This is a genomic window from Allobosea sp. 05T422_2 (genome assembly GCF_056396265.1).
Genome location: NZ_JBFTLD010000045.1, coordinates 1 through 16,695 on the forward strand (window position 1 = coordinate 1; position 16,695 = coordinate 16,695).

Here is a 16,695-nt window from a genome sequence, read left to right on the forward strand (position 1 = left end):
GTGCTGCCCAGCACATGCGCTCGATCGACGAGCGGCGCGAGGCGATCGAGCGCGCCGGGCTGCTCGCCCGCAACGCGGTGGAGCGCCTCGGGCAGGCAGGCCTCACCTGCGAATATGTCAGCGGCGCCGGCACCGGTACCTATGAGCTCGAAAGCCAGTCCGGCATCTGGAACGAGATTCAGGCCGGCTCCTACATCTTCATGGATGCAGATTACGCGCGCAATCGGCAGGCGGACGGCACCCCCTTCAGGGCCTTCGAACACGCGCTCTTCGTCCTCGCCGGGGTGATGAGCAAGCCCGTGCCGGACCGTGCCATCGTCGATGCCGGGCACAAGGCGGCGGCGGTCGATTCCGGCATGCCGATGCCGTTCCAGCGCGACGGCGTCATCTACACCAAACCCTCTGACGAGCATGGCGTGCTCACCGGTGATCCGATCGCGCTGCCGCATCGCGGCGACCGCATCCTGCTCATTCCGGGCCATTGCGACCCGACGGTGAACCTGCACGACTGGTATGTCGGCGTGCGCGGGCTGCACGGTCCCGATGCGCATGTCGAGACGCTTTGGCCAGTTGCGGGGCGTGGCGCGCTGACCTGAGGACACAGGGACTGCGTATGGCTGCGTCCGAAATTCGCTTCCCATGTTTCGGACGCAGGCCCCGATGCTGGCTGAGTTCCTGCTGACCCTTGCGACCCCGGTCGGACGGATGACGCGGCAGCTTGGCCTGTTGCGGGAGAGCACTGCGCTCTGGGCGCGCGGGCGACGCCAGCGCAAAGGCTGGACACCGCACCACCAGCGCTGTCAGGCGGTCGTCGCGCAGATCGTCCGCGAGCTCGGACGCCACCGCACGGCCATCGTGCTCGGCTCGGGATTGGTGCGCGATGTGCCTCTCGACCTGCTCTGCGCACGCTTTCAGCGCGTCGTGTTGATCGACGTGGTCCATTTGCCCCAGGTCAGGCTGCGCATGGCGCTGCGCCGCAATGTCGAGCTGGTGACGCGTGATCTGACTGGCGTCATGAACTGGCTTGCGGGGGAGAGCCAGGGGCGTAGCGACCCGCTGGCCGATCTCAGTGCGGACAAGGAGGTCGATCTGGTAATCTCGGCTAACCTGATGTCGCAGCTCGCCTGGCCGATCGAGGACTGGCTCGAGGAGAACGGGGACCGCGCAACCGCCCTTCCGGATGATCTGCCGGCGCGTTGCATCGCCTGGCATCTCCAGGACCTTGCGCGCTTCGCGGGACGTGTCTGCCTGATCAGCGATGTCGAGATGCTCGAGCACGATCGCGATGGCACAGTGACGGACCGGCTGGATCTGGCGCGCCGTGTCCCGCTACCGCCGCCGGATGAACGCTGGGACTGGCTCGTCGCGCCCTTTGGCGAGGCTGAAAGCGACCGCGAATATGTTCATCGCGTCTGCGCCTGGAGGAATTTCCGGACGCACGAACTCTGACCGTTCGTGTCAGCCTGGGCCGGGCGAGCACCGAGGGCGGCGCAGTGCCGACCATCGATGGCGATAGGACCGGCCGCACCCGCACCGTGACGGAGCATGCAGCGTTGCTAATGGCGACAAGCCACAGGTCAACGAGTACCCTGTCAGAGCGCGGGGCTTGGCCAAGTCCCGCATGAGACCCGATCAATGACGGATAGGTTGGCGTGAATCGGTTCATCAGCCCCGAAGGGCAGAAGGCGATCGCCGCATGGCAGGGGCGACCGGCCGCAGCCCTTCTCATGCAAAGCGATGCAGGCCGATGCATCAGCCTATGCGCACTCTCGTCGTCGCCGAGCGTCTGATGGCGCAGGACACGGTTTCTACCGGTGAGCCGCAGCAGCCGGCCCTGCTGCACGCCGCCGGGAGCTTGCGAGCAGCCTTGACCGAGATGGCGCAGGCATTCGAGACCGCGACCKGGGTTCAGGTCAAACCTGCCTATGGCCCTTCGGGATTGCTGCGCGAGCGGTTGGCCAAGGACGAAGCCGCGGAGGTGTTCGCTTCCGCCAACATGGGCCACCCGGCTGCACTGGCGGACGCGGGCCTGGCCGGGCCGGTCGTGCTCTTCGCGCGCAACGAGCTCTGCGCCTTCGTTCGGCCGGGCCTGATGGTCACCGCCGAGACGTTGCTGGAACGCATGCTCGATCCATCCATCAGGCTCGGCACCTCGACGCCGAAAGCGGATCCTTCGGGCGATTACGCTTTCGAGGTCTTCGCGCGGGCCGAGGCCTTGAAGCCGGGCGCAAGGGCGGCGCTCGAGGCCAAGGCACTGCAGCTGACGGGCGGTCCGAGCAGCGTTGCCGCCCCTGACGACGTCAATGCCTATGGCTACAAGCTTGCCAGTGGCGAGGCCGACATCTTCCTGGCCTATTGCACCAATACCCAGCCACTCGCCCGGGAGCAGCCCGGCGTGACGCTGGTCCGGCTGCCGGCTGCGCTCGCGGTGGGGGCCGATTACGGGTTGACCGTGATGAGCAAGGCCTCGCCAAACGGCTACCGGCTTGCCATGTTCATCCTGTCGCGGGCGGGGCAGGAGATTCTGGCGAAACACGGCTTTGCCGCGCCGGCGCTCCCACATAGCGGGTCGAAGTGACGGAGTTGGCAATGGATTGGCAGGCGACGCGGCGGGGCGAGACCATCGCTGCCTTGCCCGATCGGCAGGATGCGCATCTCGTCTTCATCGGCCGCCTGCGCACGCCCTTCGCCTCACGCGATCAATGCCCGCGTCGTGGAGACCCGGAATCAGGGCCCATCTGCCATGTCGAGGTCGATGCGACCTGGTGGCCGGCGCTGGCCGGCGTCGAAGCCTGCGCATATCTCGACCTGCTGTACTGGATGAACCTGGCCCGAAGGGATCTGCTGACCCAGAGCCCGAAATCCAGCGGCCAGATCCTCGGCACTTTTGCACTGCGCTCGCCGGTCCGGCCCAATCCGATCGCCCTGTCGCGGGTCAGGCTCATTGGGGTGGAGGAGGGCGCGCTGCGGGTGCGCGGGCTCGACTGCGTCGACGGCACTCCGCTTCTCGACATCAAACCGAACCGCTGCCCGCAAGCGGGCGCCGGCACGGAGCATGATCATGCGCGGACCTGACCGTCGAACCGTTCTGGGCGGCCTTGCCGCGACGCTCGCCGCGCCGCGCATTGCGCGTGCTGCAACCGTGCGCGATGGCGCCGGGCGTGAAATCGCCATTCCGGTCCGGGTCGAACGCGCCTTTCCGGCGGGGCCACCTGCTGCGATCACGCTCTATACGCTTGCGCCCGATCTGCTGCTCGGCTGGCCGCGCGCCAATCGCGCGGAGGAGCGCGAATTCCTGCTGCCTGGAATTGGCGACAGGCCGGAAGTCGGTCGCATCACCGGGCGCGGCAACAGCGCCAATCTCGAAGCGGTGCTCGGCCTCAAGCCGGACCTGATCGTCGATGCCGGTTCGACGGGCAGAACCTATGTCGAGCTGGCAATGCGGGTGCAGGAACAGACCGGCATTCCCTATGCGCTGCTGGATGGTCGCTTCGAGCAGATTCCGGCGAGCTATCGCATCCTCGGCCAATTGGCCGGGCGCGGCGAACGCGCCGAGACGCTGGCGCGCTGGTGCGAGACCGCAATGGCGACGATCAAGGGGCGTATCGCCACGATTCCCGGGGAGAAGCGTCCCTCGGTCTATTACGCGCGCGGCCCACGCGGGCTCGAGACGGGGCTCGGCGRCTCGATCAATGTCGAGACGCTCTCCTTCCTCGGCGCGCGCAATGTCGCGGCAGAGACCCCGGGCAGCGGGCTTGCGAATGTCTCGCTCGAACAGATCCTGTCCTGGGATCCGGAGGTGATCGTCACCATCGATCCGGCCTTCGCCGATGGCGTCGCCAGCGATCCTGCCTGGGCGAATGTCCGGGCGGTGCGCGATCGCCGCGTGCATCTCTCCCCTAAGCTGCCTTTCGGCTGGGTCGATTTCCCGCCTTCGGTCAACCGGATGATCGGGCTGTGGTGGCTGGCGAAGCTGCTCTATCCCGCCCAGTTCCCCGAGGATATCCGCCCGCTCGCCCGCGAATTCCACACGCTATTCTATCAGGTGACGCCGACCGACGCGCAACTCGACCGTGTCCTGGCTGGGCGAGGCTAGCCCCTTGTCGCCATCCTTCGCGCGCGGAACCCTGTTCGCCTTCGGTTTGCTCGCGCTCGGCGTCGTGCTTGCCTTCGCGCTGGGACGCTTCCCGGTCGGGCCCGGTGATCTGCTGCGCATCCTCTGGGCGGGGGTGAGCGGTCAGCCGTCGGGCCTGCCGCCGCAGCTGGAAACGGTGATCTGGAATATCCGCGGCCCGCGCGTGATTGCGGCCATGCTCTGCGGGGCGGCGCTCGCGATCGCCGGCACGGCCTTCCAGGGGCTGTTCCGCAACCCGCTGGTCTCGCCCGATATCCTCGGCGCTTCGTCTGGCGCGGCGCTCGGCGCGGTGGTCGGCATCTATTTCTCGCTCGGCATCGTCGGCATCCAGCTCGGAGCCTTCATCGGCGGATTGATCGCGGTCGGCGCCGTCTATGTCGTCGGCTCGACCATCCGGCGCGGCGACCCGGTGCTGGCGCTCGTCCTGACCGGCGTGGTCATCGGCTCGCTGCTTGGCGCCGGAATCGGCCTCGTGAAATACTGGGCCGATCCTTATAATCAGCTCCCGGCCATGACCTTCTGGCTGCTGGGCAGCCTTGCCGGGACCGCCAAGCCCGATCTCCTGCCGCTGCTCGGCCCGGTCGCCCTCGGCTCGGTGGTTCTGATCGCCCTGCGCTGGCGCATGAACGTGATGTCGCTGCCGGAGGAGGAGGCGCGGGCGCTCGGATTGAACACCGGCCCGTTGCGCCTTGCCATCGTCGCGGCCGCGACGCTGGTCACGGCGGCGAGCGTTGCGGCGGCGGGGATCATCGGCTGGGTCGGCCTCGTCGTGCCGCATCTCGCGCGGTTTCTCGTCGGGCCCGACTTCGGCAAGCTCGTGCCGACCGCCGCGATCCTCGGCGGCGGCTACCTCTTGATCATCGACACGCTGGCGCGAACGATCGGCCCGGTCGAGACGCCGCTCGGCATCCTCACCGCGGTGATCGGCACGCCCTTCTTCATCTGGCTGCTTGCGTCGGCGCGTGGAGGCTGGTCGTGAGCCTCAGTGCCGTCGATCTCGCCTATGGCTATCCAGAGCGCCAGATCKGCTGGGCGATCACGCTGGCCCTGCGGGCGGGTGAGGTGCTTGCCCTGCTCGGGCCGAATGGCAGCGGCAAGACGACCCTGCTGAAAACCCTGCTCGGCCTTCTGCCGCCACATGCCGGCGGGCTCACCCTTGACGAGCAGCCGCTTGCTGGCCTGACGGTCTCAGAGCGGGCGCGAGCGCTKGGATACGTGCCGCAAGCACATGCCGGAACCTTCGCCTTCTCGGTCTTCGCTGTCGTCCTGATGGGGCGTACCGCTCATGGCGCGCTGTTCGCCGCCCCCTCGCGGCATGATCGCGAGGTGGCGATGGCGATGCTGGAGCGCCTCGGTATCGCGGGGTTGGCCGAGCGCCCTTACACGCAGATCTCGGGCGGCGAGCGCCAGCTCGTGCTGGTCGCCCGCGCGCTGGCGCAGGAACCACGCTACGTCATCCTCGACGAGCCGACCGCAAGCCTCGATTTCGGCAACCAGGGCAAGGTGATGGCGCAGATCAGGCGCCTCGCGGCCGAAGGACTGGGCGTGCTCTTCACCACGCACGACCCCAATCAGGCGCTGCGGCATGCCGACCGCGTCATGATGATTCGCGAGGGGCGGATGCTGGCGAGCGGGATCGCGCAGGACTTGCTGACGCCGGTGCGCCTGATGGAGCTCTACGGCGTCGGGATCGAGACGGTGCGGGACGACGCGGGCCGCGTCGCGTTCCTGCCGGGCGAATAGAGCTGTCCGAGCGTGGCCTCGGGGGCCGCCAGAAGGCATCCAGAAGGATATGATCGAGCGTCGGCGTGGCCGGTCGCTGGCCTGGCTATCCCCGCCCCAGCTCAACCGGCACCGAGAAGGAGCGCTTGACCTGCCCGAGCGCGAAGCTCGATTCGATCGAGGCGACATTGTCGAGCCGGGTCAGCTTGTCCTTCAGGAACCGTTCGTAGGCGGCGAGGTCGCTGACGATGATGCGGAGCAGATAGTCGCGCGGGCCGGTCATCAGGTAGCAGTCGGCCACTTCCGGCCAGCGTGTCACCGCCGCAGCGAAGCGGTCGAGTTCCTCCTCGCGCTGGCGCTCCAGCTTGATCGAGGCGAAGACCGAGACCGGGAGGCCGAGCTTGTCCTGGTTCACGACCGCGACATAACCCTCGATGATGCCCGCCTCCTCCAGCAGGCGAACCCGCCTTGCGCAGGGTGAGGGCGAAAGCCCGACTTTTTCGGCCAGGTCCTGATTGCTCATGCGTCCATCGGCCTGGAGAGCCTGGACGATACGCCGGTCGATATCGTCGAGTTTATAGTCTGGCATCTTGTCTCGCTTTCGTTCGCAGGATTAGCGGAAAGCGCTAAGATGGAAAGCATCGTCGGCGATCTTTGGCAAAAATCGCTGCCGGAAGCGTGCATGATGGCTTTGCCGTATCGAGAGAAGCCAAATGACTGATCCCCGTCTGCCGATTCTCGCCGAACTCGAGAAGAAGATTCTCTGGCTCGCCTCCTGGACGATCCATAACGCCAACCACCTTCGCGATAACGGCGATGGGATGAAGGTGGGCGGGCATCAGGCTTCGTCCGCGTCGCTGGCGACGATCATGACGGCGCTCTACATGGCGGCCCTGAAGCCGCAGGACCGGGTCGCGGTGAAGCCGCATGCCTCGCCGGTCTTCCATGCCATCAACTATCTGATGGGCCTGCAGACCCGCGAGAAGCTGGAGAATTTTCGCGGATACAAGGGCGCCCAGAGCTATCCCTCGCGCACCAAGGATATCGACGATGTCGATTTCTCGACCGGCTCGGTCGGCCTCGGCGTCGCGCAGACGCTCTTCTCCTCGCTGACCCAGGATTATGTGAAGGCCCATGGCTGGGGCGCAAGCCGGCCGGATGGGCGCATGGTGTCGCTGATCGGCGATGCCGAGCTCGACGAGGGCAAYATYTTCGARGCCCTGATGGAGGGCTGGAAGCACGGCGTCCGCAACACCTGGTGGGTGATCGACTATAACCGCCAGTCCCTGGACGCGGTGATCCGCGAGGGGCTCTACGACCGCTTCGAGACGATGTTCCGCAATTTCGGCTGGGATGTCGTGACGCTGAAATATGGCTCGCTGCAGCAGGCCGCCTTCAAGGAGAAGGGTGGCGAGCGGCTGAAGGCCTGGATCGATTCCTGCCCGAACCAGCTCTACTCGGCCCTGACCTTCCAGGGCGGCGCTGCCTGGCGCAAGCGCCTTATGGATGATCTCGGCGATCAAGGGCCTGTGACGACGCTGATCGAGAGCCGCTCCGACGCCGAGCTGTCGAAGCTGATGTGCAATCTCGGTGGCCACGATCTGCCCTCGCTGCTCGAAGCTTTCGAGGGCATCGATCACGACCGGCCGGTCTGTTTCCTCGCCTATACCGTGAAGGGCTTTGGCCTGCCGCTTGCTGGGCACAAGGACAATCACGCCGGGCTGATGACCAAGGAGCAGATGGAAGGCTTCAAGAAAGCCAACACGATCCGCCCCGGCCATGAGTGGGACCTGTTTGAAGGGCTGTCGCTGCCCGAAGCCGCGCTCCGCAGCTATCTCGACAAGGTGCCCTTCTTCTCCGAGGGGCGCCGTCGCTTCTCGGCACCGTCGCTGCCTGTGCCCGCGAAACTCGAGGCCGGCATCCAGGCGACGATGTCGACGCAAATGGGCTTCGGCAAGGTGCTGGACGAGCTGGCGAAGCTCGGCGGCCCCCTGGCCGACCGCATCGTCACCACCGCGCCGGACGTCACCGTCTCGACCAATCTCGGGCCATGGGTGAACCGGCGCGGCCTGTTCGCCCGGGCCTCGATGGCCGATACCTTCAAGGACGAGCGCATTCCCTCGATGCAGAAATGGGAATTCTCGCCGAAGGGCCAGCATATCGAGCTCGGCATCGCCGAGATGAACCTCTTCATCAATCTTTCGGCGCTTGGCCTCTCGCATTCGATCTTCGGCGAGCGGCTGATCCCGATCGGCACGCTCTACGACCCCTTCATCTCGCGCGGGCTCGATGCGCTGAACTATGCCTGCTACCAGGATGCGCGCTTCATGGTGGTCGCGACGCCGTCTGGTGTGACGCTGGCGCCGGAGGGTGGCGCACATCAGTCGATCGCGACACCTCTGATCGGCATGAGCCAGGACGGGCTCTGCGCCTTCGAGCCGGCCTTCGTCGACGAACTCGCCGTGATGATGCGCTGGTCCTTCGAATACCTGCAGAAGGATGGCGAGGGCGATCCCGACGAGCGTACCTGGCTGCGCGATGAGACCGGCGGCTCCGTCTATCTCAGGCTCTCGACGCGGCAGGTCGAGCAGCCGAAACGGGCAATGACGGCCGATCTCGAGCGCGACATCATCGATGGTGCCTATTGGCTCAGGAAGCCCGGCCCKAACGCCTCCGTCGTCATCGCCTATACCGGCGCGGTTGCGCCTGAGGCGATCGAGGCTGTGGGGCTGCTCGGCGAAGACCGGCGCGATGTCGGCCTGCTCGCCATCACCTCGGCAGATCGGCTCAATGCCGGCTGGCAGGCGGCCGAGCGGGCGCGACAGCGCGGCAATCATGGCGCGACCAGTCATATCGAGCGGTTGCTCGGCGAACTTTCACGCGATTGCGGTATCGTGTCGGTGCTCGACGGACATCCTGCGACACTGGCCTGGCTCGGCAGCGTGCACGGCCACAAGCAGAAGGCCCTTGGCGTCGAGCATTTCGGCCAGACCGGCACCGTCGCCGACCTTTATCGGCATTTCGGCATCGACGCGAACGCGATCGTGCATGCGGCGCAGGCCGCGGCGCCAGGCCGGCCGGTGCGCTATCTGAAGGCGCTGCCGTAGGCGGGGGGGTATCAGTCCTTGCAAGGCAAGGCGCGGTGGCGAAAGGCCCCCGCGCTCTACTTCGCCAGCCCTTGTTTCACATTGACGCCTGCGAGCAGCGCGCCGCCCACAAGGAAGAACGCGATCAGCACCGCCAGCCCCGCCTGCTGACTGGCAAAGACGGTGGTCGCCAGCGCCACGAAGGTCGGGCCCATGAACGAGGTCACCTTGCCCGACAGCGCGAAGAGGCCGAAGAACTCGCCATGCCGGCCCGCCGGTGCGAGACGGGCCATCAGGCTGCGCGAAGAGGCCTGGAGCGGACCGGCGACCAGGCCGATCAGCAGGCCAAGAGCGAGATAGATCCGCTCGGGCACCGAGGCGAACAGCCCGTCGCCTGGTGCCGGAGGCGTAGCCGGCAGCACGAAGAAGATGCGGTCGGGCCCGAGCGAGAGGATGCCGAGGCAGGCGAAGAGCAGGCAGGCGATGGCGCCCAAGACCACGGGCTTGCCGCCGATGCGGTCATCGAGCTTGCCGCCGAACCAGGCGCCGAGCGTGCCGGTGATGGTGAGCATGATCCCGAAGATGCCGAGTTCGATGGTCTGCCAGCCGAAGACGCCGGCCGCGTAGATGCCTCCGAAGGCGAAGAGCGCCACAAGCCCGTCCTGATAGATCATGTTGGCGAGCAGAAAGCGCCCAAGTGCAGGCAGGCGCGGCAGTTCGGCGATGGTCGCCTTCAGCCGCGAGAGACCGCCCTGCGCCGCTTCCCTGAGGCGCATGCCGGTTCCCGGTGAGTCCGGTGTCAGCAGGAACATCGGTGTGACGAAGATGACGAACCAGAGCGCAGTGAGCGGCCCCGAGGCGCGGTCACCCTCGCGCGCTGCTGCGTCGAGGCMGAGAATCGGCACGAGGCCTGCCAGCGTCTTGCCGGTGAGCGGATCTGCGGCGAGCAGCGCCAGCGTGATTGCAAGCGAGATCAGACCGCCGAGATAGCCGATGGCCCAGCCCGTGCCGGAGAGCCATCCGAGCCGTTCCGGCGGCACGAGCCGCGTCATCATCGCATTGTTGAAGATGGTGGCGAATTCGGCACCGATCGTGGCGATGATGAAGCCCGCGAGCGCGATCGGAACCGCGGCGGGCGAGCCGGGCCTTGCAAACCAGAGCAGGGCCGAGCCGATGACGAGCAGCGCGCCGAAGGCCGCTATCCAGGGCTTGCGCGGGCCCGTGCGGTCAGCGATGCCGCCGAGCAGGGGAGAGAGCAGGGCGATGCAGAGACCCGCGAAACCCGTGGCATAGCCCCAGAGCGCCTGTCCCTCTGCCGCGTCCGCCGCAAGGGCGGAGGCGAAAAAGGGCGCGAAGACGAAGGTGGTGACCAGCGTGAAGAATGGCTGTGCCGCCCAGTCGAAGAACAGCCAGGCCGTGACGGCCCGGCGTGGCGGATACGTGACGGGCGCGAGTGCCGCCGCAGGCGCGTGGGAAAGGTTCACTGCAGGGTCGTCTCTGGGTCGCCGCCACCGCGCGCCAGCTCGATCTCGGTGATCGCGACCAGGACGTCGGCGCGGTTCTTCAGGCTGGAGGCCTCGAGCAGCGCCTGTTTCTCGCGCGGACCGAAGGGGCACATCATCGAGAGCGCGTTGACCAGCGCCTCGTTGGGTGCTTCGTTGATGCCCTTCCAATCGATCTTGAGGTCATTGGCCTTGGCGAAGGACCGAAGCGCCTTGAGCAGGCTGTTGCGGTCGACCTCGTCCTCCCCCGCACGCGCGGTGAAATCGATGGCGAAGTCGTCATAGCTGACACGGCACTGGCGATAGGCCGTCGTCACCGAGAGCTCCTCGACAATGCGGAAGCGCGCGATGCCGGTGAGCGTCAGGATATAGCGATCATCGCCAGTCTCGGCGAACTGCGTGATCCGGCCGAGGCAGCCGACCTGCAACAGGCTGGGCGTGTCGGTCTGGCGGCCGCTTTCCGGCTCGGGCTGGATCATGCCGATGGTGCGGTGGTCCCGCAGCGCATCGTCGATCATGGCGATATAGCGCGGCTCGAAGATGTTGAGGGGCATCTGCCCGCGCGGCAGGAGGAGCGCACCGGCCAGCGGGAAGACCGGGATCACCAGCGGGCAGTCCTGGGCTCCGTTATAGACGGCATTCATGCCCATGGGCGTGTCGCTCCCTTCCATCGCGGCACCTTATGAAAACAGCAGCGTCGAAAGCTTGCGCCGACCTGCAACGCTGGCGTCGTCCATGTGACCCCAGGCCTCGAAGAACTGCAGCAGCTGCTTGCGCGCGCCGTCGTCGTTCCAGGTCCGGTCAGCCTTGATGATGGCAACCAGCTGGTCGACGGCTTCTTCGCGCTTGTCATGGGCATTCAGCGCCAGCGCCAGATCGAAGCGGGCCTGATGATCCCCGGGGTTGGCCGCAACCTTCGCTTCGAGTTCGGCCGTATCGCCGAGCGAAGCGGCCTGCTCGGCGAGTTCGATCGCGGCACGCACGGCAGCCAGCGCCGGATCGGACGCCTTGGCTTCGGGAGCGGTGGCCAGGATGCCCTTGGCGCCGTCGAGATCACCCATGTCGAGATGCAGGCGCGCCAGTCCGGCGAGCGCTGGGACATTGTCGGGCTCGAGCGCCAGCACATTGGCATAGAGTTCGCCCGCGCCGGCCGCATCGCCGGCCTCGAGCGCCTCCTGCGCGGCGGCGACCAGCTCTTCGGTCGCGCCCGGGCCCATCGGTCCAACGAGCTTCTCGATGAAAGCCTTGATCTGGCTTTCCGGCTGGGCGCCCATGAAACCGTCGATCGGCTGGCCGCGCTGGAAGGCGATGACGGCCGGGATCGACTGGATGCCGAGCTGGCCCGGGATCTGCGGGTGCTCGTCGATGTTCATCTTGACGAGCTTGACCTTGCCACCGGCAGCCTTGATCACCTTCTCGATGACCGGGGTCAGCTGTTTGCAGGGGCCGCACCACGGGGCCCAGAAATCGACCAGAACCGGCTGGTTCATCGATTCGGCGACGACATCCTGCCGGAAGCCCTGTGTCGTCGTATCCTTGATCAGGCCGGGTTGCTCGGCCGCATCGCTGTTGAGCAGCATGGGTCTTCCTTCATCTCGTCAACAAGATCGACCGCGGCCACGCTGGGCCGATCACGGTCGGGCATACGAAAACGGGCGCATGACCATAGGCCGCGCGCCACATAGATGGGGAGGTTCAGTCGTTCTGTCCATCGACCGGTGCTGGCAAATCGACGATCAGCGGCTCATGTCCGGTGCTGCGCAGGAAGCCCAGCATGTCGTCGCGTGCGATGCGCAGCGTCGCGGTGTTGATCAACGGATGGAAATTCATCGCCTCGCCGCTCATCAGATWGGCGTCGAGCACCATCGTCACATCACCGGCGCGATCATTGATCACGGCAAAGGCGGTGACCGAACCGGGCGTCACGCCGAGCTTCTCCTCCAACAGTTCGGCCGAGCCGAAGGAAAGCCGACCGCTGGCTCCCAGCGTCTGATGCAGCCGCTTCAGATCGATTCGTGTGCTCTCCAGGGCCGAGACCAGGAAAAGCCGGCCCTTCTTGTCCTTGAGAAACAAGTTCTTGGTGTGGTGCCCATCGATCGTGCCGCGCAGAGACTTCGATTCGGCGACGGTGAAGACCGCCTCATGATCGAGCCTGTGGAAAGGAATACCCTGCGTGGCCAGATGGGAGCAGAGCTCGTCGGGTGTCAGTGGCGAGGTCATCGTAACTCGTCGGAAACAAAGAGTTCTTGGCGTTGCCTAGCCCGCCGGACGGCATCACCGCAAGGGCGCCGTTCCGGCGCCGGCGGGGCGCCAATCAGGGCATCGGCGAAAAACTTTGCAACAAGGCGCTTGCGCTTCGCAGCGCTTTGGGCAATAAGCCCGCCACGCGCCGCTTGGCGCGCCAATGTCCGGATGCGGGTGTAGCTCAGGGGTAGAGCACAACCTTGCCAAGGTTGGGGTCGAGGGTTCGAATCCCTTCGCCCGCTCCAGACATTCTTCCCAACCAAGACTGTCGCAGGCGCCGGGCTTCCCGGCGCTTTTTGCGTTTTGAGGTCGAGGCGATCGCTTGAAGGGGGGCCACAGGCGCTCAGACGTCCGTGGTGCCGGAGCTCACCCGCTTGCGCAGACGATTCGCGGTTTGGGCGTTCACGCTGGGCCCCTCGCACTCGGTGCCGGTGTCGAGGCCAGCGTCCCGCGCGGAATTCCTGACGACGCTGATCATTATCCTCATCGGAAACGCGCGCCGATGGGCCCTTGGGAGCCGGAGAGCCGGTTCCGGCATGCCGTGCTCTCGTGCGCAAACCAGGCCACCGCCTTCGACAGGATATCGCCGCCCGACGCAGCCGGTGGTCCTCGCGCCGCGGACGGATCGGTTCCTTACGTTCCGCGCTGGTTGTGCCGTCGTCCCGATCAGCCTGGTCGACCGCGAAACGCGGCCGGCGATGGTTCGCTTCCGGCCGTCGGGCGCCCGGCAGGCTTATTGCCCCGCCTGCAGATTCGCGCTCCTGGCCGTTTGCACGATGAGACGCGAGATGAGCTCGGGGGCTTCGACATGCGGCATGTGTCCGATGTCGGCGAGCACGTGAAGAGCGACGAAGCCCGGAAGACCTCTGCTATGGGAGACCGGAATGATGCGGTCGGCTTTGCCCCATATCACGCGGGTCGGGATGTGAAGCGACGCGATTGCATTCCCGATCTGAATCGTCYGGGTCGCGTCTGGAAACAGGCGGGCTGCGAGTTCCCGTTGCGGCGCGTCCACGCCGCGCCGCAACCTTTCCCGCAAAACCGCTTCGGCATAGCCTTGGGGAAGCAAGGCGGGATCGGCGACCAGTTGTTCCAGCCAAGGCAGCAGGCTGGCTGCCGAGCGGGCCGTTAAGAAACCCTCCAGAAATTCACCATCAATGTCCGGACCGAGGCCGGCTGGCGCAATCAGGGTCAAGGATCGTGCACGAATCGCCGAATTCGCGGCGATGGCGGCTGCGACAGCGCCACCCAGGGAATGCCCGACGATGTGGCATTCCGTCAGCCCGGTGTCCTCGAGATAGGCGAGCGTTGCATCCACCAACGCGTTCAGGCTCGGGCTGCCCGCCGCCGCAGTGCGGCCGTGGCCGGGCAGATCGGGAGCGAATGACGCGATGGTGGGGTCGAGATATGCGCGGACGTTGTTCCAGGCGCCCGAATTGGCCCCAAAGCCATGAATGAAGACTATCGGAGGGAGCCCGCCCTTGTGTCGGGCAACAGGGCTCCCCTGCCGAGGCGCGGAACCGACTTGTACTGGCTCGGGCCGTTGCTCGGCCAAGATCCGCTCGATATCGCGGCTCTTGATTCGACCTCCCGGACCCGTGCCAACCATCGCCGTCGTGTCCAGCCCCGCCTGCCTGGCAAGGCGGCGAGCCAGTGGGGAAATCGGGGTTCGATCCCTGGACAGGCTGATTGATGCGGACMGGGTAGGCTCCGGGGTGGCAATCGCAACGGTTGGCTCGGGCATGTCGGCTTCGCCGATCGCATCCCCGTCATTGCCGATATGGCCCAGCACGCTGCCGACGCCGACCTCGGCCCCTGCCGCAGCGACGATTGCGACGAGCATGCCGTCGCGCTCCGCCTCGATTTCAGTCGCTGCTTTCGCAGTCTCGACGACGACGACGACATCGCCTTGCTTCACCCTGTCGCCCACGGCAACCGCCCAGGACACCACGGTTGCGCTTTCCATGTATTCGCCGGCGCCGCCGGTGAGCCTGATCTCGCTCGTCATGACTGGCCTCCGCTCATGCCACTGCCCGCCGCGCTGCTGCCGCGATCTTGGCCGCATCCGGCAGCACGGCGTTTTCGAGCGGCTCGCTGTAGGGGATCGGAATATCGTGGGTCGCAACGCGTTCAACGGGAGCGTCGAGTTCGTCGAATGCCGTTTCCATGATGGTGGCGCTCAGCTCCGCGCCATAGCCGCAGAAGCGCCAGCCTTCATTGACCACTACGGCGTGATGGGTTTTGGCGATCGAGGCCCGGATGGTGTCGCGGTCGAGCGGGCGCAGGCTGCGCAGGTCGATCACCTCGGCGGAAATTCCTTCGCCCGCGAGGAGTTCGGCCGCCTTCAGCGATTCGATCAACATGCGCGAGGAGGCGATGATCGAGACATTGCTGCCTTCCCGCGCGATGCGGGCCTTGCCGATCTCGACCAGATGATCGCCGTCCGGCACTTCGTCGCGGCTGTTGTAGAGGAGCTTATGTTCAAGGAAGATCACCGGGTGATCGTCACGGATCGCAGCCTTCAGGAGGCCCTTGGCGTCGGCGGCAGTCGCCGGTGCGACCACTTTCAGGCCGGGAATATGGGCGACGAGCGCGTCCAGGCTCTTGGAATGCTGTGCCCCGGCACCAGCCCCGCCGCCGCCCTGGGTGCGGAGCACGAACGGCATGGTGACCTGACCGTTCCAGATATAGTTGTAGATCGATGCCTGGTTCATGAGCGCGTCGATGCTCAGAGGCAAGAAATCCGCATACATGATTTCGAGCACGGGTCTCGTGCCGGCCATCGCGGCAGTGACGGCCATGGCGGTCAGCGTCTGCTCGGAGATCGGTGTGTCGCGAACACGCTCGGGGCCAAATTCCGCGAGCAGGTCCTTCGTCACCTTGAAGACGCCGCCATAGACCGCGATGTCCTCGCCGAAGAGCCAGACATTGGGATCGCGCTGCATTTCCTCGCGCAGGGCGGCACGCAGGGCTTCGGCATAACGCATCATTGCCATCACACGGCTCCAGCGTAGTAGGGGGCACTCGGGGCATGATCGACGAAGCCCGGCAACGGATCAGCCAGCGCTTGGTCTACGGCGGCATCGACGGCAGCACGTGCTTCGGCGCCGACAGCATCCAGGTGTGCCGGCGATACGCTTGCGGCCAGCGAGCGGCGGGCGAAGACGATCGGGTCGCGCTCGCGCCACGCTGCACGGTCTTCTGCGCTCTGATAGCCGCCGACATCGCTGGTCGAGAACCCGACCATCCGATAGGTCTTGGCCTCGACAAGTGAGGGGCCTTCGCCGCGCCGCGCCCGGTCGACCGCTGCGGCCACCGCCCGATAGACGGCCGTGATGTCGTTGCCGTCGACACTGTCGCCAGGCATGCCATAGCCGGCAGCGCGAACCACCAGATCCGGAACCGAGGACTGGGTCGAGTGATGCGCGGTCAGGCCGTACTGGTTGTGCTCGAGCACGAAGACGACCGGCAGCTTCCACAAGGCTGCGATATTCATGGATTCGTGGCAGATGCCGGTCTGTGCGGCGCCGTCTCCGAAGAGGCACATGGCGACGCGAGCGCCGCCATCGGCGCGATTGCGCATCTGGAGCGAAACCGCAAAGCCCGTGGCTGCCGGGATTCCGCCGCCGACGATGGCATTGCCCCCGAGAAGGCCGTTCGCGACATCGGCAATCAGCATATGACCGGCGCGGCCAGCGCATGTCCCGGTTGAACGGCCGAGAATCTCGGCCACGATCGGATGAAGTCCGACGCCCTTGCCGACGTAATGGGCGTGGCCGCGATGGGTGCTGGTCAGCAAATCGGAGGCATCGAGCATCGCAGTCGCGCCAATGCCGACCGCTTCCTGTCCGTCGCAGCGATGGATCGGGCCGCGGGTCTTGCCGGCCTTGTGAAGCTCACCCAGCCGTTCCTCAAGATGCCGCACCGCAATCATGCGGCGCAACATCTCGATCTGTTCGTCAATCGTGGGCGAATTCCTCATCGTCGGTGTTCTCCGCGCAGCCGA

At 66.1% G+C, this 16,695-nt stretch carries 16 protein-coding genes and 1 tRNA gene; 9 read left to right on the forward strand and 8 right to left on the reverse strand.

Annotation, left to right across the window (positions count from 1 at the left end; genetic code table 11):
* The 7 genes from AC1DJT_RS11025 to AC1DJT_RS11055 all read left to right on the forward strand — a co-directional run.
* Positions 1-596, forward strand: a 596-nt coding sequence (locus AC1DJT_RS11025; RefSeq protein ID WP_476834060.1) for a type III PLP-dependent enzyme domain-containing protein, incomplete at its 5' end; no start/stop codon positions are given.
* Positions 597-660: 64 nt separating this feature from the next.
* A complete protein-coding gene (locus tag AC1DJT_RS11030; RefSeq protein WP_441492738.1) occupies positions 661-1,449 on the forward strand; it encodes a hypothetical protein in 789 nt (262 codons plus the stop codon).
* Between the two features lie 310 nt (positions 1,450-1,759).
* Positions 1,760-2,578 carry a molybdate ABC transporter substrate-binding protein gene (locus AC1DJT_RS11035; protein WP_476834061.1) on the forward strand — a complete coding sequence of 273 codons (819 nt, stop codon included), beginning with the start codon at positions 1,760-1,762 and terminating at the stop codon, positions 2,576-2,578.
* Between the two features lie 11 nt (positions 2,579-2,589).
* A complete protein-coding gene (locus AC1DJT_RS11040; RefSeq protein ID WP_441507424.1) occupies positions 2,590-3,075 on the forward strand; it encodes an SAM-dependent methyltransferase in 486 nt (161 codons plus the stop codon).
* Positions 3,062-4,096: an iron ABC transporter substrate-binding protein gene (locus AC1DJT_RS11045; protein WP_476834062.1), complete on the forward strand. Its 1,035-nt coding sequence runs from the start codon at positions 3,062-3,064 to the stop codon at positions 4,094-4,096. Before AC1DJT_RS11040 ends, AC1DJT_RS11045 begins: the two co-directional genes overlap by 14 nt.
* Before the next feature lie 4 nt (positions 4,097-4,100).
* Positions 4,101-5,114: a FecCD family ABC transporter permease gene (locus AC1DJT_RS11050; protein ID WP_441507422.1), complete on the forward strand. Its 1,014-nt coding sequence runs from the start codon at positions 4,101-4,103 to the stop codon at positions 5,112-5,114.
* On the forward strand, positions 5,111-5,878 hold the full coding sequence (locus AC1DJT_RS11055; protein ID WP_476834063.1) for an ABC transporter ATP-binding protein: 768 nt from the start codon (positions 5,111-5,113) through the stop codon (positions 5,876-5,878). Before AC1DJT_RS11050 ends, AC1DJT_RS11055 begins: the two co-directional genes overlap by 4 nt.
* Positions 5,879-5,963: 85 nt before the next feature.
* On the opposite strand, the gene AC1DJT_RS11060 is transcribed toward AC1DJT_RS11055, so the two are convergent.
* Positions 5,964-6,446, reverse strand: a complete 483-nt coding sequence (locus tag AC1DJT_RS11060) for an Lrp/AsnC family transcriptional regulator (RefSeq protein WP_043242082.1) — start codon at positions 6,444-6,446, stop codon at positions 5,964-5,966.
* 124 nt (positions 6,447-6,570) lie between these two features.
* Here AC1DJT_RS11060 and AC1DJT_RS11065 point away from each other — a divergent pair, with 124 nt between their 5' ends.
* Positions 6,571-8,964, forward strand: coding sequence for a transketolase-like TK C-terminal-containing protein (locus AC1DJT_RS11065; protein ID WP_476834064.1), 2,394 nt, complete (start codon positions 6,571-6,573; stop codon positions 8,962-8,964).
* Positions 8,965-9,020: 56 nt separating this feature from the next.
* On the opposite strand, the gene AC1DJT_RS11070 is transcribed toward AC1DJT_RS11065, so the two are convergent.
* The 4 genes from AC1DJT_RS11070 to AC1DJT_RS11085 all read right to left on the reverse strand — a co-directional run bounded on the left by AC1DJT_RS11070 (position 9,021) and on the right by AC1DJT_RS11085 (position 12,665).
* Positions 9,021-10,427 (reverse strand): MFS transporter, encoded by a 1,407-nt coding sequence (locus tag AC1DJT_RS11070; protein ID WP_476834065.1) that lies wholly within the window; start codon positions 10,425-10,427, stop codon positions 9,021-9,023.
* A complete protein-coding gene (locus tag AC1DJT_RS11075) occupies positions 10,424-11,095 on the reverse strand; it encodes an LON peptidase substrate-binding domain-containing protein (protein ID WP_476769828.1) in 672 nt (223 codons plus the stop codon). Before AC1DJT_RS11075 ends, AC1DJT_RS11070 begins: the two co-directional genes overlap by 4 nt.
* Before the next feature lie 30 nt (positions 11,096-11,125).
* Positions 11,126-12,025, reverse strand: a complete 900-nt coding sequence (trxA, locus tag AC1DJT_RS11080; RefSeq protein WP_069878703.1) for a thioredoxin — start codon at positions 12,023-12,025, stop codon at positions 11,126-11,128.
* 115 nt (positions 12,026-12,140) lie between these two features.
* Positions 12,141-12,665, reverse strand: coding sequence for a prolyl-tRNA synthetase associated domain-containing protein (locus AC1DJT_RS11085; RefSeq protein ID WP_476834066.1), 525 nt, complete (start codon positions 12,663-12,665; stop codon positions 12,141-12,143).
* Between the two features lie 194 nt (positions 12,666-12,859).
* Between AC1DJT_RS11085 and AC1DJT_RS11090 the strand changes: the two genes are divergently transcribed.
* Positions 12,860-12,934, forward strand: a tRNA-Gly gene (locus AC1DJT_RS11090).
* 488 nt (positions 12,935-13,422) lie between these two features.
* Here AC1DJT_RS11090 and AC1DJT_RS11095 read toward each other — a convergent pair.
* The 3 genes from AC1DJT_RS11095 to AC1DJT_RS11105 are packed head-to-tail and all read right to left on the reverse strand — an operon-like array spanning position 13,423 to position 16,671.
* Positions 13,423-14,754 (reverse strand): acetoin dehydrogenase dihydrolipoyllysine-residue acetyltransferase subunit, encoded by a 1,332-nt coding sequence (locus tag AC1DJT_RS11095; protein WP_476834067.1) that lies wholly within the window; start codon positions 14,752-14,754, stop codon positions 13,423-13,425.
* Complete coding sequence (locus tag AC1DJT_RS11100; protein ID WP_476769831.1) at positions 14,711-15,685, reverse strand: alpha-ketoacid dehydrogenase subunit beta; 975 nt, start codon at positions 15,683-15,685, stop codon at positions 14,711-14,713. Before AC1DJT_RS11100 ends, AC1DJT_RS11095 begins: the two co-directional genes overlap by 44 nt.
* Positions 15,685-16,671 (reverse strand): thiamine pyrophosphate-dependent dehydrogenase E1 component subunit alpha, encoded by a 987-nt coding sequence (locus AC1DJT_RS11105; protein WP_441492750.1) that lies wholly within the window; start codon positions 16,669-16,671, stop codon positions 15,685-15,687. The genes AC1DJT_RS11100 and AC1DJT_RS11105 overlap by 1 nt, the downstream gene beginning before the upstream one ends.
* Positions 16,672-16,695: the final 24 nt, after the last annotated feature.

What these genes read in the sequence shown, in the direction of transcription:
- AC1DJT_RS11030 (WP_441492738.1), top strand. Translation starts at nt 661, where the DNA reads ATGCTGGCTGAGTTCCTGCTGACCCTTGCGACCCCGGTCGGACGGATG.
- AC1DJT_RS11040 (WP_441507424.1), top strand. Translation starts at nt 2,590, where the DNA reads ATGGATTGGCAGGCGACGCGGCGGGGCGAGACCATCGCTGCCTTGCCC.
- AC1DJT_RS11060 (WP_043242082.1), bottom strand. Translation starts at nt 6,446, where the DNA reads ATGCCAGACTATAAACTCGACGATATCGACCGGCGTATCGTCCAGGCT.
- AC1DJT_RS11075 (WP_476769828.1), bottom strand. Translation starts at nt 11,095, where the DNA reads ATGGGCATGAATGCCGTCTATAACGGAGCCCAGGACTGCCCGCTGGTG.
- trxA (WP_069878703.1), bottom strand. Translation starts at nt 12,025, where the DNA reads ATGCTGCTCAACAGCGATGCGGCCGAGCAACCCGGCCTGATCAAGGAT.
- AC1DJT_RS11100 (WP_476769831.1), bottom strand. Translation starts at nt 15,685, where the DNA reads ATGGCAATGATGCGTTATGCCGAAGCCCTGCGTGCCGCCCTGCGCGAG.
- AC1DJT_RS11105 (WP_441492750.1), bottom strand. Translation starts at nt 16,671, where the DNA reads ATGAGGAATTCGCCCACGATTGACGAACAGATCGAGATGTTGCGCCGC.